Below are 13,257 nucleotides of genomic sequence, written 5' to 3' on the forward strand. Positions count from 1 at the left end.
TCGTTCACGGTCAACGGCGCTGACTTCTTCTACACCGTGCCCAACCACCATGTGCGCGCGATCAAGAACGAGCTCGCGCACAATGCGACGCCGTCCGGGCAGCTCCGCTCGGTGGCGCCGGGTTGGACGTTCTGGGCGGTGGAGAGCATGATCGACGAGATCGCCGCCGCTTCGGGCCAGGATCCGGCCCAGTTCCGCATCGCGCTGCTCGACGGCAAGGGCAAGAACGACGGCGGCGCGCAGCGGCTGCGCAACACGCTGCTCGCGGCGATGGGCCTGTCCGGCTACGGCGCGAAGAAGCTGCCGAAGGGCGAGGGCATGGGCGTGGCCTGCGTGTCCTCGCAGGAGCGCGCGACCGCGAGCTGGACGGCGTGCGTGGCGCACGTCGCGGTGGCCGACAACGGCGCGGTCACGGTGAAGAAGCTCACCGTGGCGACCGACGTCGGCACCCAGGTGCATCCCGACAACATCCGTGCCCAGGTCGAGGGCGCGGCGCTGTGGGGCCTGTCGCTCGCGATGTACGAGAAGGCGACGTTGAAGGATGGCGGCATCGAGCAGACCAACTTCGACAGCTACACGCCGCTGCGGATGAGCCAGGTGCCGGAGGTCGCGATCTCCGTGATCGCCAATGGCGAGAAGGCCACTGGCGTCGGCGAGCCCGCCGTCACCGTGGTCGCCCCGGCGCTCGGCAACGCCATCTACAACGCCTGCGGCGCAAGGCTGCGCTCGCTGCCGATCACTGCCGCGGCGGTGAAGGCGGCGATGAAAGCCTAGCCCGACCGATTGCACTGCAACCACTGGGAACCGCCGGAGACGCTTCTCCGGCGGTTTTCTTTTGCGAAGGTACATGCCGAGGGGGGATGCCGTTCAATTCGACCGATCGGCTTAACCCTTTGCTCACCGGAAAGGAGACAGCTTGAGCGATCGGTTTAAGCCGCGGCGAACCCGTATCTCGGTAACTTGCACGGCAGCAAACCGCAGGGGCGAGCACGTATGAGCGCGACAGCCAAGCAGACCGTGACCCAGACAGCGACCAAGCGCCATCTCCTGCTCGCGTCTGACCGCGGTGAGCAGAGCAACGAGCTGGCGCGCATTCTGCGCTCGGTCGGCGATGTCGAGTTGATGCCGACCACCGAGATTCCGGAAAATCCCGGCAACCGCTTCTCCGGGGTCGTCGTCGACATCAACCTGCGCTCACCCGAGAGCGTGCAGCGGGTCCGCAAGAAGCTGTCGTCGCGGGCCTATAGCGAGGTGCCGCGCCTGTTCGTGCTGGCGGAGGCGCTGCATCATGCCACCATGCAGGCCTGGGCGCTGGGCGCGACCGATACCATCGCGCGTCCGTTCAGCCCGGCCGACGTGCTGCAGCGCATCCGCTCGGCGCTGCCGGCCGATGACGGCTATGACGAGACCGATCGCGGCAAGCTGCTCAATCGCGGCGTCGAAGCGGCGCAGGCCGTGATGGTCAAGATCTTCGAGAAGCTTCCCGCCGGCGTGGCGCTGACGATGGAGGATGTCGTCGCGGCCGAGAACAGGATCCTCAAGGCGATCAAGCATTCCTCGCTGCGCGAGTGGATGACGGTGGTCGGCTGTCACCACAACGACACCTACCGGCATTGCCTGTTCGTGACCGGCTTTGCGGTCGGCTTCTCGATCCATCTCGGCATGCGCGACGACGATCAGCGCCGCCTGGTCCGCGCATCCCTGCTGCACGACGTCGGCAAGGCGTTCATTCCGGTCGCCATTCTCGACAAGCAGGGCAAGCTCACCGCCGAGGAGATCGCGATCCTGCGCCAGCACCCGCGGCGCGGCTATGAGGCGCTGTGGCGGCAGGGCGGATTCTCGCCGGAGATGCTCGACGTCATCCTGCATCACCACGAGTTCCTCGACGGCTCCGGCTATCCCGATGCCCTGCACAACGAGCAGATCAGCGACATCGTGCGCCTCACCACCATCGTCGACATCTATACGGCGTTGATCGAGCGCCGCGCCTATCGTCCCGCCTTCTCGCATGCCCGCGCGTTCCAGATCATGGAGAACATGGGCCCGAAGCTCGACCAGCAGCTGCTGCAGGCGTTCCGTCCCGTCGCCATGGGCGCGCATTGACGGGATCGGACTGACGGTCGCAGTAGCTGTTCCGATCGGCTGCGCTAATCCAGCAGCTTGCGCAGCTCGGCCTTGGCGACCTTCTCGAGCGTCGAGCGCGGCATCTCGTCGACCAGCCTCACCTCGCGCGGCACCTTGAAGTCGGCGAGGCCGGCGCGGCAGGCGGCCAACACCTTGTCGGCCAACTCCTCGCGCGCGACACCGGCCTGTGGGATCACGAAGGCCACGGGGACTTCGTCGAGCATCGGGTGCTTCCTGGCGACGACGGCGGCCTCGCGCACGCCGGGTACCGTGATGATGACCTGCTCGATCTCCGAGGCCGCGACGTTCTCGCCGCCGACCTTGAGCATGTCCTTGGCGCGGTCGCCGAACTTGATGAAGCCGTTCGGCAGCCGCGTGACGCGGTCGCCTGTCAGGAAGAAGCCGTCGGCATCGAAGCTCGTCCGCGTCGCCTCCGCGTTGTAGAGATATTCCGCAAACAGCGACAACCCCGGCACGCCCTTGATGGCGAGGTTTCCGGTATCGCCGACCGCGGTCGGCCGTCCGTCGTCGTCGGTGATGCGAATGGTGTATTCCGGCGCGGCGCGCCCGATCGACATCGGCGTGTTCGGCTGATCGATCTCGCCGACGATGCCGTGGGTGATGGTCTCCGTCATGCCCCACCAGCCGATGATCTTGATGCCGAACTTGGCAAAGGCCGGCGGCTCCGACAGCGCGGTGCCCCAGAGCCGGAACTTGTGATCGGCCGGGACTTCCTGGTCGAGCAGCGCCTTCATGCAGAACGGAATCGTCGAGGTCCAGCTGCAGCCATGCTCCCGCGCCACGCTCCAGAACCGGCTCGCCGAGAAGCGCGGCTGGATCACGCAGGTCGCGCCGACCCAGAGCGAGGCCAGCATCGAATAGGCCAGCGCATTGGTGTGGAACAGCGGCAGATAGGTCTGGTGCACATCGCTTTCGTGCAGGTCCTCGTGCACGGCATTGACCTTGGCGCCCCACAGGGCGTTGGCATGCGTCCAGAGCACCGCCTTGGGCCGCGACGTCGTGCCGGACGTATATTGAACGCTGCATGGCGCCATCGGGTCGGGCGCGCGCCGCGGCCGGTCGGCGCTGTCGGCGAACAGCGTTTCGAAGCGATCGCCTTGTCCAACCGTTGTCGTTTCCGCCTGTCCGGGGTCGTGCGAGATCACCGCAAGCCAGCGCAGGCCGCGGCAATGCGCCGAGATCATCTCGGCATAGGCCGGCTGGGTGATCGCCGCCACGGCGCGGCAATGCTCGGCGAAGTAGCTCATCTCGGCCGCCGCCGAGCGCGTATTGGTGGTGACCGCGAGCGCGCCGAGCTCGACGCAGGCAAACCAGGCCAGCATCGCCTCGATGCAATTGTCGAGATGGATCAGGATCGCGTCGCCGGGCTTGACGCCGCGCTTGACCAGACCCGCAGCGAGGGCGCCGACGCGGTCGTGAAATTCGCCGTAGCTCCAGGCCCTCGCCGGTGCGTCGAATGGCGCTGATATCAGAAACGGATGGTCGCGCCTCGTCTCGCTGCGCAGCTTGAGCAGCCACGGCACGTCCATGCCGTCGAACGGCGTCACCGTGCCGGCCGCGATTGTCGTTCCGTTCATGTCTGCTCCCGTTGTTCTTGATCGGCGGCCCGTTCCGGCCGCTTCGTTTCTGTCCTCATGTTCTGCCATCTGACGTCGGCGTGATCAAATCGGGATTGAACCCGTTTTCTTTTGAAGGCGACCAATGGCGCGGCAAGACACGCCTGGAGGTTTGCATGCTGGCCCTGCCAAAATCATGGCGGCTGCCCGACGCCCGCTATTTCCAGATCGCGGCATTGGCCACACTGCTGCTGATGAATTTCGCCGTCATCGATTTTGGCGCGCGACCCGCCGCGAGCGTGATCGCGATCGCGGCTGCGCTGCTCACCCAGGCGGTCTGCTGTCGCATCTCTGGCGCGCCGCTCGACCTCAAGTCGCCGCTGATCACGGGACTTTCGCTCAGCCTGCTGCTGCGCGCCGATGCGCTGTGGCTGCATGCGGCCGCGGCGATCATCGCGATCGGCTCGAAATTCGTGCTGCGCATCGACGGCAAGCATGTCTTCAACCCCGCCGGCCTCGCTATCGTGCTGCTGTTGTTCACCTCCAAAGGCGTGTGGATCTCGCCCGGACAATGGGGCACCGAGCTCTGGTTCGCGAGCCTCGCCGGCTGCTTCGCGATCCTGGTGTTGAGTGCCTCCCGCCGCGCCGACATCGCGGTGTATTTCTTCGCCAGCCACGCGGCGCTCTTGCTTTTGCGCGCCACTTGGCTCGGCGATCCCCTCGTTATTCCGCTGCACCAGTTGCAGAGCGGCTCGCTGCTGATCTTCACCTTCTTCATGATCTCCGACCCGCGCACCACGCCGGATTCGCGTGCTGGACGGTTGCTGTTCGCGATGACGGTTGCAGTAGCCGCGCACTATTTGACTTTCTTCATGCAGATGCGCCCGGCGCTCTATGTGGCGTTGATCGCGCTGTCGCCGCTGACGCTGGTGCTCGACCGTCTGATCCCTGCCACCCGATTTGTCTGGCGTCCGTCCGTTCCCGAAGGAGTATCGACATGACCTTGCGTTACACCGAGCTCTTCCGCACCGGTGTCGCCGCGGCGGCAATCCTTGCCCATGCGGCGGCCGCTCCCGCCAACGCGTTCTGCGGATTCTATGTCGCGCAGGCCGACGCCAAGCTGTTCAATCAATCGTCGAAGGTGATCCTCGCCCGCGACGGCCAGCAGACCGCGATCACCATGGCCAGCGATTTCGAAGGCGACGTGAAGGAATTCGCGGTCGTCGTTCCCGTGCCGACCTTCATCGAACGCAAGCAGATCGGCGTCGTCGAGCCGAAGACAATCGACCATCTCGACAAATACACCGCGCCGCGGCTGGTCGAGTATCACGACGCCGATCCCTGTGCGCCGGTCGTCGTCGCGGCGCGGGCAATGCCGGCGGCGCCCATGATGGCGGGAGCGGTGTATGAGATGGCCCGGCGGAATTACGGAGTCACCATTGAGGCCAGCTACGACGTCGCCGAGTATGACGTGCTGATCCTGTCGGCGCAGGAGAGCGACGGTCTGACGCGCTGGCTGACCGACAACAACTACCGCATCCCGCAAGGCGCGGAGGCCGTGCTCGGCAGCTACATCAAGCAGGGCATGCGGTTCTTCGTCGCCAAGGTCAATGTCGAGCGCATGACGGGGCTTGGCAATGGCCAGCTCCGGCCGCTGCAGGTGCGCTACCAGAGCGCCAAGTTCATGGTGCCGCTACGGCTCGGCACGGTGAACGCCAAAGGTCCGCAGGACCTGATCGTCTACGCCTTGACCAGGAGCGGACGCATCGAGGCGGCCAACTACCGCACCGTGAAAATCCCGTCCGATATCGACGTACCGCTATACGTCAAGGACGAGTTCGGGCCGTTCTACAAGGCGATGTTCGAGCGCGCCGTCGCGCGCGAGAACATGCAGGCGGTGTTCGTCGAATATGCCTGGGACATGGCGTGGTGCGATCCGTGCGCCGCCGATCCGATGAGCAACAAGGAGCTGGCCGAGCTCGGCGCACGCTGGATCGGCAGCGACGACGATACGGCATTCAGCGTCCGGCGCGGCTCGGCCGCATCGAACGCCTTCGTGACCCGGCTGCACGTGCGCTACGATGCGAAAACTTTTCCGGAGGACATCGTCTTCATCGAGACCAAGGACCGCAGCAACTTCCAGGGACGTTACGTGCAGCACCACCCCTGGCGCGGCGAGGCGTCGTGCGAGGCGGCGAGGGCCTATAAGGACAAGCTCGCCGGACGCTTCGCCAAGGAAGCTGCCGACCTTGCGCAACTGACCGGGTGGTCGCGCAGCGAGATCGCCGCAAGGATGGAGCAGAGCGGCGAGACCGCGGTGAAGTAGCCCGGGCTCCGGCGGCTCATTCCTGATACGACGAAATCTCGATCAGGCTGCCGTCGGGATCGCGGCAATACACCGAGCGCAGGGTGCCGCGGGCGCCCTGCTTGGCGACCGGCCCTTCCTCGATGGCGATGCCCAGCGCGTTGAGGTGCGCCACGACCTCGTCCGGCGTGCTGGTGGTGAGAAAGCAGAGGTCGTCGCTGCCGGCCGTCACATGGTCGGCGGTAAACCAGTCGACCTTGTCCGCGTCCTTCGGCCGCACGTTGATCTTCTGGTTCCCGAACAGTAGCGAGGTGCGCTTGGCTCTTCCCGGGCCGAGGTCGGTGACCTGCAGCTCCATGCCCAGGACCTTCTGATACCAGGCCGTCGTGCGCTCGACGTCGCTGACGTTGATGACCAGATGATCGAGTGCTCTGGCCTTGACCGGCATGGGCTCTTCCTTCCTGATTGAGGCATCGATCTCGCCGCACCAGCGGCATTCTGCTATGATCCGCGTCGGCGGCTCGTTAACGAACGCTCAACGATATATACCTGAGGAAACGCATGATTTCACGTCGCACTGCGCTTGGCCTGCTCGCTTCCGCCGTCCCATCCGTCGCCGTCATCGGTCGTGCCTCCGCAGCGGATTATCCCGCCCGTCCGGTCCGTTTCGTGGTCGGCTATCCGCCTGGCGGTGCGACCGACATCCTGGCCCGGCTGATCGGCCAGCGGCTGTCCGAGACGCTCGGTCAGCAATTCGTGGTCGAGAACAAGCCGGGCGCCGGCAACAATATCGGCACGGAGGCGGCCGTGAACGCGGCCCCTGACGGGTACACGGTGCTGCTGATCAATCCGGCCAACTACATCAATGCCAGCCTCTACACCAACCTGAAGTTCAATTTCGTTCGCGACATCGCGCCGATCGCCTCGTTCAACCGCGTGCCGAACGTGATGACAGTCAACAGCGACATCAAGGCCAAGACTGTCGCGGAGTTCATCGCCTATCTGAAGGAGAACCCCGGCAAGGTGAACATGGCGTCGTCGGGCAACGGCACCTCGGTGCACTTGTCGGGCGAGATGTTCATGGCGATGACCGGCACCAAGATGCAGCATGTGCCCTATCGCGGTGCGGCGCCGGCGATCACCGACATGCTCGGCGGCCAGGTCCAGGTCATCTTCGACAACATGCCCTCGATCATCCAGCATATCCGCGCGGGCTCGCTGCGTGCGCTCGGGGTCACCACCCAGGAGCGCTCGCCGCAGCTGCCCGACGTGCAGGCGATTGCGGAGACCGTTCCGGGCTATGAGGCGAGCGCGCTGTTCGGGATCGGCGCACCGAAGAATACGCCGAAGGAGATCATCGAGAAGCTCAACAAGCAGGTCAATGCGATCCTTGCCGAGCCCGACATCAAGAAGCGCCTCGTCGAGCTCGGCGGTGATCCGCTGATCCAGTCGCCGGAGCAGTTCGGCGCGCAGATCGCTGCCGAGACCGACAAGTGGAAGAAGGTCGTCGAGTTTGCCGGCCTGAAGCTGGACTGACGCGAGGCGGTCGCAAGCGCGATATAAGGCGTGCCGCAGCCGCGACACGTCATCGCCTTGCTCGATGATGCGCTCCGCGGATTTGTCGTTTTTTGACCATGCCCATGTGCTGAAACCTGCTCGCCTGAAAGGGAGTAGGCCATGCGCAAGGTGATGATGGTGGCGGCCAGCCTCGTCGGCGTTGCACTGATCGGTGGAGGCGGCGCCGCGCCGGCTGTCGCCGGCTACGATTATCCCTGGTGCGTGCAGGGCAGGGGCGTCGGCTACCCCGGCGACTGCTCCTATCAGACCTTCGAGCAATGCCGGGCCAGCGCCTCGGGACGCAACGCCGGTTGCGGCATCAATCCGCGCGTCGCGTTCGATCCGGCGCGCCGCGGCCCGACCGTCTATGGCGACATGCCGCCGCCGCGGCGCGTGCACCGCTTCAGCTATTATTGAGATGCTCTGAGGCTCCTGTCGCGGGACCGTTATCCAACGGAGCACTGACGGGCTTGTGTTCACTTTGTCATCGTGTATACTTTGTATCGCAAAGTTAATGGCGCGGACCCCGTCAGACATGCGCGACCTCGACAAGGCGCTGGCCGATATCATCGCGATCCGCAGCCAGCTCGCGGCGGGCACCGCGTTCCGCGGCTATGGACCGGCGACCATGGCGGCGACCGCGGCCGTCGCTCTCCTGACGGCCATCGTCCAGCAGCTCGTGTTGCGCGATCCGACCGGCGAGCCGTTGACCTTCCTGCTCGGCTGGGCGGCGGCTGCCTGCGTCTCGCTGACCATGATCTGGGTGGAGATGCGAGCGCGGTCGCGCCGCCACCATTCCGGTCTGGCCGACGCGATGATCCACCAGGCGGTCGAGCAGTTTCTCCCCGCAGGGATCGCCGGCGTGCTGCTGGCGGTGCTGCTCTGGAAATTTGCTCCTGAAGCGCTGTGGATGCTGCCCGGCCTCTGGCAGATCCTGATGTCGCTCGGCGTGTTCGCCTCGGTGCGCTCGTTGCCGCGCACGGTCGCGCTGGCCGGCGCGTTCTACTTCCTGGCGGGCTTCGCGGTCCTCGTGTTCGGCAGCGTGACTCATCTGCTGTCGCCCTGGACCATGGGACTGCCCTTCGCCGTCGGCCAGGCGCTGATGGCGGGCATTCTGTATTTTGCGACGGGAGATTCCGATGTCGAAGACTGACGGCAGCGCGCCGTTCTCCTATGACGGGCTCGATCGCGTCATCCACGAGAAGGCGCGGCTCGGCCTGCTCACCTCGCTGATGGCGCATCCGAAGGGCCTCGCCTTCGCCGACCTCAAGCAGCTCTGCGGACTGACCGACGGCAACCTGTCGCGGCATCTGCAGGTGCTGCAGGAAGCCGGGCTGGTCGAAGTCACCAAGGGTTACGAGGGCAACCGCCCACACACCAGCTGCCGCCTCACCAAGGCCGGCCGCCGCCGCTTTATCGACTATCTCGCCGTGCTCGAACGCCTGGTCCGCGACGCCGCGGCGGCGGCCGGCAAGGACCACGCGCCATCTCAAGCTGGCCTGATCCCGGGCCGCGCCTGAACATCTGACCGGATTTTTTTGACCTGGAGCTTTGCAATGCAAAGTAGTCTGCAACCCCAATCGCCTGCTGTGGTGGACGGCCTGCATGTCGGCATCATCATGGACGGCAACGGCCGCTGGGCGACCCGCAAAGGGATGTCGCGGCTGCGCGGCCACGAGGCCGGCGTCGAGGCGATCCGGCGGGTGGTCGAGGCCGCACCTGATCAGGGTGTCGGCACGCTGACGCTCTACGCCTTCTCCAGCGACAATTGGCGGCGTCCGCGCGCCGAGGTGGCCGCGCTGATGGCGCTGCTGCGGGTCTATCTCGCCAGCGAAGTGGAGACCTTGGTCCGCAACGGCGTCAGGCTGACCGTGATCGGCCGCCGCGACCGCCTGCCGGGCGGCATCGCCGATGCGATCGGCCGCGCCGAAGCCGCGACGCGTGATGGACGCACCCTGCATCTGCGCATCGCCGTCGACTACTCGGCCCGCGACGCGATCCTCAACGCCGCGGCGAAGGCGCGCGCCGACGAGGGACTGACGCGCGCGGCGTTCTCCGATCTTGTAACCGGAGAAGCAGGCCTGCGCGACGTCGACCTCATCATCCGCACCTCGGGCGAGCAGCGGCTGTCGGACTTCCTGCTGTGGGAAGGCGCCTATGCCGAGCTGCACTTCACGCCGCGCATGTGGCCCGATTTCGACGCCGCCGATCTGGCCCAGGCACTGGCCTCGTTCCGGGGGCGCGAACGCCGCTTCGGCGGCCTCGAGCCGGCACCGCTCGCGCCGGCCGAGAGCGCCTGATCCCGCGCGTAGGCCGACAATCTTTCCGTGCATCGGGGAATCATCTACCGCTTGCAGCACGAGCGCAGAGATCCCCCGATGAAGCACAAGCCGCGCCGGCCTGCCGGCCCCTCTCCGGGCAAACCCGGACCGTCGCGCCATGGCGACACGTCCGGGGCGATGTGTGCCGCGGCGCTGCGGCTGCTGCGGGCGGGCCAATTTGCCGAGGCCGAGGATGCCTGCCGGCGCGCTTTGGCGCTCGATGCCGCTTCGATCGACGCGCTGCAGGCGATGGGGCAAGTCTGTCTTGCGCTCAAGCGCGCCGACGATGCGATCGAATGGTTCGCCCGCGCGATCAGGCAGAACATGGCCGCGCCCGATGGCTTCGTCGGCCTCGCGCAGGCGCTGCGGCTCGCGGGCCGGCTCGACGAGGCCATCAAGGCGTATGATCGCGCGCTGCAGCTGCAGGGCGATGCGGTCGAGAGCTGGGACGCTCTCGGCGAGCTGCTGCAACTGACGGGCCGCCACGCCGAGGCGGCGCTGGCCTGCGATCGCCTGCTGCAGCTTGCGCCGGAGCGCATGACGATTTGGATTCGTCTCGGCGAAGTGCTCGAGGCGCAGGGGCGTGGTGCGGAGGCGGCGCTGGCGTTCGACGAGGTGCTGAAGCTGAAGCCTGATTACGTCGAGGCCGCCAACAAGGCCGGCGGGCTGCATTTCGACGCCGGACACTACGAACAGGCCATCGCCGCGTTCGATCGGTCGCTGGCCGTGGTGCCGGATCAGGCGCGCGTGCTGTATCTGAAAGCGATCTCGCTGCGGCGGCTGCGCCGCTATGCGCAAGCCGATGAGTTCGGCCGTCGTGCGCATCTGCTGGCGCCGCACGATCCCGACCTTGCCAACGGCTATGGCTGCATCCTGCAGAACCTCGGTCGCCACGAGGAAGCGATTGCCGTGTTCGACAAGGCGATCGCGATCCGGCCGCAGTCCGCCGACTTCCACAATCATCGCGGCACCTCGCTGGCCGAGCTGCATCGGTTCGACGAGGCGTTCGCCAGCTTCGAGCGCGCCGTTGCGCTGAAGTCGGATTTTGCCGATGCGCATTGGAACGCCGCGCTGTTCCGGCTGCTGACCGGCGACTTCGCCCGCGGCTGGGCCGCACGCGAGTGGGGCCGCCAGTGCCGCGCCGTCGGCTTCGTCGCGCGCAGCTTCGACGTGCCGGTTTGGCTGGCCGATGCACCCCTGTCGGGCAAGACCATTCTGCTGCACAGCGACGAGGGTCTGGGCGATACCATCCAGTTCTCGCGCTATGCCAGCACCGTCGCCGCGCAGGGTGCCCGTGTCCTGCTCGAAGTCGACGCGGTGCTGCAGCCGCTGCTGTCGGGAATGGGGGGCGTGGCGCAGTGCCTGGCCCGCGGCATCGACGCGTTGCCTGCCGTCGACTATCACTGCCCGCTGTCGAGCCTGCCGCTCGCCTTTGCCACCCGCCTCGACACGATCCCCGCAGCACCGTCGTATCTGCCGCGCCCGCCCGCGGAACGCCGTGAAACCTGGGAGCAGCGGCTCGGCGCGCATGACAGGCTGCGTGTCGGCCTGGTCTGGTCCGGCAATCCCGCGCATCTCAACGACCACAACCGCTCGATGCCGCTGGCGACGCTGATGCCGCTGCTCGATGCCGGTGCGCGGTTCGTCAGCCTGCAGAAGGATGCGCGGCCCTCGGACAAGGCGTTGCTCGCCGCGCGCAACGACGTTCTCGATCTCACCGCCGACATCCGCGACTTCGTCGACACCGCCGCCCTGATCGAAGCGCTCGACCTCGTCATCACCGTCGACACCAGCGTTGCACATCTCGCCGGCGCGCTGGGCAAGCCGACCTGGATCATGTTGCCGTTCACGCCGGACTATCGCTGGCTGCTCGGCCGCGACGATAGTCCATGGTATCCGAGCGTGCGTCTGTTCCGTCAGGACGCACGCCGCGACTATGTCGACGTCGTCGCGCGCGTCCGTGCGGCGCTCACCGAGCAGGTCGCTACGTCCGGTTCGAGGTAGGCGCGGCTGGATGGCTCTGCAGGGGTCGTCGCCGGTCTGCCAGCCGGCTGGCGGCTCGCGCTGCTCGGCATGTCGCTGGACGAATTCCAGTCCTTCCGCCTGTTCGTCATCTTCAGCAGCCTGCTGCTGATTCATGCGATCGCGACCTCGGATTCGGCGCCGTGGCCCATCGCGGCCACGGCTCGAGCGAATCGCGATGCGAATCAAAAAAGCCTCAGCATGGCTGAGGCTTTTGCGCGCAGACGTCGCCGTTGGCGGGATCAGTAGCGGGCGACAGCCGGTCCGCCGAACTTGTAGTTCACGCCGACGCGGGCGGTGTGGAACGTGAAGTCCTGGGACAGGCGCTCGACATAGTTCGCGCCGGGAGGCGCGAAGGTGCTGCCCGGGACGTAGGTCGAGGTGTAGTTGACGCTGCCGAGGTCGGTGTAGAGATATTCGAACTTGACGGTCCAGTTCGGCGCGAAGGCGTGCTCGACGCCGGCGCCGATGGTCCAGCCGAGGCGGGTCTGGTCGATCGACGCCGTCTTGGCGTAGCCGTTGCCCGAGGTCACATCCCAGCTGCCCTTGACGTTGCCGACCGCGAGACCGCCGGTGACATAGAGCAGCGTCGTGTCGATCGCGTAGCCGGCGCGGCCGCGCACGGTCATGAACCAGTCGTTGCGGATGCTCTCGTTGAAGGTGCGGGTCGTCGGTGCGTTGGCGCCGGTGACGATGAGGCGCTGGCTCATGCCCGAGCCGTTGAAGTCGGCTTCGACACCGAACACGCTGGCGCCGGTCTGCCAATTGTAGCCCGCCTGCAGGCCGCCGATCACGCCCGACGGATTGAGGCGGTTGTTGCTGAGGGCGACGAACCGATTCTGGAAGGCGACGGTTTCGGCCGCCCAGCTGCTGGTCGGGTCGAGGACGGTGCCGAGGTCCGAGCTGCCCCAGCCGTAGCCGACATTGCCGCCGAAATAGCCGCCGGTCCAATTGTAGATCGCAGCCGGAGCCGGAGCCTTGGTGTAGCGGACCGGCATATCGGCGGCGAAGGCGCCGATCGAGCTCGCGACAAGCAGCGAGACGGCGGTGGCAAGCGTTTTCATAGTCACAATCCTCAAACAAACTCAGCAACGTTCGGTCACGCTCTTCCCACATTTTCGACCGGTCGGCTGTAGTCGAGCTGCAACACTCGTGATCGGATGCGTCTGTGACGACGTCACTAAGTATCTGTGATTACATCACTTTTCAGGCTAATCTAAAGTAATCGCCAGCGCTTCGTACAACCTTCGAAGCCGGCCGCCGCGAGTGCGCCGATGGCGAGAACCGGACAATTCGATGCATTCTCTCAAGCAAGAATTTGCCAACCATGAGAACGCGCTATTCCGGCTGC

14 protein-coding genes are annotated in these 13,257 nt (G+C 66.0%); 11 read left to right on the forward strand and 3 right to left on the reverse strand.

From position 1 onward, the window contains the following. Together ACQR1I_RS00005 and ACQR1I_RS00010 are read left to right on the forward strand one after the other, a co-directional pair. A partial coding sequence (locus tag ACQR1I_RS00005; protein WP_434865145.1) for a molybdopterin cofactor-binding domain-containing protein occupies window positions 1-774 on the forward strand: 774 nt, incomplete at its 5' end. Between the two features lie 219 nt (window positions 775-993). Then, window positions 994-2,103, forward strand: coding sequence for an HD-GYP domain-containing protein (locus ACQR1I_RS00010; protein WP_434865146.1), 1,110 nt, complete (start codon window positions 994-996; stop codon window positions 2,101-2,103). Window positions 2,104-2,147: 44 nt separating this feature from the next. Here ACQR1I_RS00010 and ACQR1I_RS00015 read toward each other — a convergent pair whose 3' ends face one another. Beyond that, complete coding sequence (locus tag ACQR1I_RS00015) at window positions 2,148-3,722, reverse strand: AMP-binding protein (RefSeq protein ID WP_434865147.1); 1,575 nt, start codon at window positions 3,720-3,722, stop codon at window positions 2,148-2,150. Between the two features lie 155 nt (window positions 3,723-3,877). Between ACQR1I_RS00015 and ACQR1I_RS00020 the strand changes: the two genes are divergently transcribed. Both ACQR1I_RS00020 and ACQR1I_RS00025 read left to right on the forward strand, forming a co-directional pair. Next, window positions 3,878-4,702: an RnfABCDGE type electron transport complex subunit D gene (locus tag ACQR1I_RS00020; protein WP_434865148.1), complete on the forward strand. Its 825-nt coding sequence runs from the start codon at window positions 3,878-3,880 to the stop codon at window positions 4,700-4,702. Beyond that, window positions 4,699-6,027: a DUF2330 domain-containing protein gene (locus ACQR1I_RS00025; RefSeq protein ID WP_434865149.1), complete on the forward strand. Its 1,329-nt coding sequence runs from the start codon at window positions 4,699-4,701 to the stop codon at window positions 6,025-6,027. The genes ACQR1I_RS00020 and ACQR1I_RS00025 overlap by 4 nt, the downstream gene beginning before the upstream one ends. A 16-nt stretch (window positions 6,028-6,043) precedes the next feature. Here ACQR1I_RS00025 and ACQR1I_RS00030 read toward each other — a convergent pair whose 3' ends face one another. Next, window positions 6,044-6,454: a VOC family protein gene (locus tag ACQR1I_RS00030; RefSeq protein WP_434865150.1), complete on the reverse strand. Its 411-nt coding sequence runs from the start codon at window positions 6,452-6,454 to the stop codon at window positions 6,044-6,046. Between the two features lie 113 nt (window positions 6,455-6,567). Between ACQR1I_RS00030 and ACQR1I_RS00035 the strand changes: the two genes are divergently transcribed. The 7 genes from ACQR1I_RS00035 to ACQR1I_RS00065 all read left to right on the forward strand — a co-directional run bounded on the left by ACQR1I_RS00035 (window position 6,568) and on the right by ACQR1I_RS00065 (window position 12,155). Beyond that, entirely contained in the window at window positions 6,568-7,542 is a 975-nt protein-coding gene (locus ACQR1I_RS00035) for a Bug family tripartite tricarboxylate transporter substrate binding protein (RefSeq protein WP_434865151.1), read from the forward strand. Between the two features lie 141 nt (window positions 7,543-7,683). Continuing rightward, window positions 7,684-7,980: a DUF3551 domain-containing protein gene (locus tag ACQR1I_RS00040; protein ID WP_434865152.1), complete on the forward strand. Its 297-nt coding sequence runs from the start codon at window positions 7,684-7,686 to the stop codon at window positions 7,978-7,980. A 118-nt stretch (window positions 7,981-8,098) separates the two neighbouring features. Further along, a complete protein-coding gene (locus ACQR1I_RS00045) occupies window positions 8,099-8,716 on the forward strand; it encodes a hypothetical protein (RefSeq protein ID WP_434865153.1) in 618 nt (205 codons plus the stop codon). After that, window positions 8,703-9,083, forward strand: a complete 381-nt coding sequence (locus ACQR1I_RS00050; protein ID WP_434865154.1) for a winged helix-turn-helix domain-containing protein — start codon at window positions 8,703-8,705, stop codon at window positions 9,081-9,083. Before ACQR1I_RS00045 ends, ACQR1I_RS00050 begins: the two co-directional genes overlap by 14 nt. A gap of 36 nt (window positions 9,084-9,119) precedes the next feature. Next, complete coding sequence (locus tag ACQR1I_RS00055) at window positions 9,120-9,863, forward strand: di-trans,poly-cis-decaprenylcistransferase (RefSeq protein ID WP_434865155.1); 744 nt, start codon at window positions 9,120-9,122, stop codon at window positions 9,861-9,863. Between the two features lie 78 nt (window positions 9,864-9,941). Beyond that, complete coding sequence (locus ACQR1I_RS00060; RefSeq protein WP_434865156.1) at window positions 9,942-11,888, forward strand: tetratricopeptide repeat protein; 1,947 nt, start codon at window positions 9,942-9,944, stop codon at window positions 11,886-11,888. Between the two features lie 69 nt (window positions 11,889-11,957). Further along, window positions 11,958-12,155: a hypothetical protein gene (locus ACQR1I_RS00065; RefSeq protein ID WP_434865157.1), complete on the forward strand. Its 198-nt coding sequence runs from the start codon at window positions 11,958-11,960 to the stop codon at window positions 12,153-12,155. Here the strand turns inward: ACQR1I_RS00065 and ACQR1I_RS00070 are convergent. Next, window positions 12,149-12,970 carry an outer membrane protein gene (locus ACQR1I_RS00070; RefSeq protein WP_434865158.1) on the reverse strand — a complete coding sequence of 274 codons (822 nt, stop codon included), beginning with the start codon at window positions 12,968-12,970 and terminating at the stop codon, window positions 12,149-12,151. The genes ACQR1I_RS00065 and ACQR1I_RS00070 overlap by 7 nt on opposite strands. Between the last annotated feature and the right edge of the window lie 287 nt (window positions 12,971-13,257).

The organism is Bradyrhizobium sp. HKCCYLS2038, assembly GCF_051167655.1.
Taxonomy (GTDB): Bacteria; Pseudomonadota; Alphaproteobacteria; order Rhizobiales; family Xanthobacteraceae; genus Bradyrhizobium.

Bases quoted from the DNA above. Each gene is read 5' to 3' on its own strand.
- ACQR1I_RS00060 (WP_434865156.1), top strand. From the start codon at position 9,942: ATGAAGCACAAGCCGCGCCGGCCTGCCGGCCCCTCTCCGGGCAAACCC.
- ACQR1I_RS00035 (WP_434865151.1), top strand. From the start codon at position 6,568: ATGATTTCACGTCGCACTGCGCTTGGCCTGCTCGCTTCCGCCGTCCCA.
- ACQR1I_RS00070 (WP_434865158.1), bottom strand. From the start codon at position 12,970: ATGAAAACGCTTGCCACCGCCGTCTCGCTGCTTGTCGCGAGCTCGATC.
- ACQR1I_RS00065 (WP_434865157.1), top strand. From the start codon at position 11,958: ATGTCGCTGGACGAATTCCAGTCCTTCCGCCTGTTCGTCATCTTCAGC.
- ACQR1I_RS00025 (WP_434865149.1), top strand. From the start codon at position 4,699: ATGACCTTGCGTTACACCGAGCTCTTCCGCACCGGTGTCGCCGCGGCG.
- ACQR1I_RS00030 (WP_434865150.1), bottom strand. From the start codon at position 6,454: ATGCCGGTCAAGGCCAGAGCACTCGATCATCTGGTCATCAACGTCAGC.
- ACQR1I_RS00020 (WP_434865148.1), top strand. From the start codon at position 3,878: ATGCTGGCCCTGCCAAAATCATGGCGGCTGCCCGACGCCCGCTATTTC.
- ACQR1I_RS00040 (WP_434865152.1), top strand. From the start codon at position 7,684: ATGCGCAAGGTGATGATGGTGGCGGCCAGCCTCGTCGGCGTTGCACTG.
- ACQR1I_RS00015 (WP_434865147.1), bottom strand. From the start codon at position 3,722: ATGAACGGAACGACAATCGCGGCCGGCACGGTGACGCCGTTCGACGGC.
- ACQR1I_RS00010 (WP_434865146.1), top strand. From the start codon at position 994: ATGAGCGCGACAGCCAAGCAGACCGTGACCCAGACAGCGACCAAGCGC.
- ACQR1I_RS00050 (WP_434865154.1), top strand. From the start codon at position 8,703: ATGTCGAAGACTGACGGCAGCGCGCCGTTCTCCTATGACGGGCTCGAT.
- ACQR1I_RS00045 (WP_434865153.1), top strand. From the start codon at position 8,099: ATGCGCGACCTCGACAAGGCGCTGGCCGATATCATCGCGATCCGCAGC.
- ACQR1I_RS00055 (WP_434865155.1), top strand. From the start codon at position 9,120: ATGCAAAGTAGTCTGCAACCCCAATCGCCTGCTGTGGTGGACGGCCTG.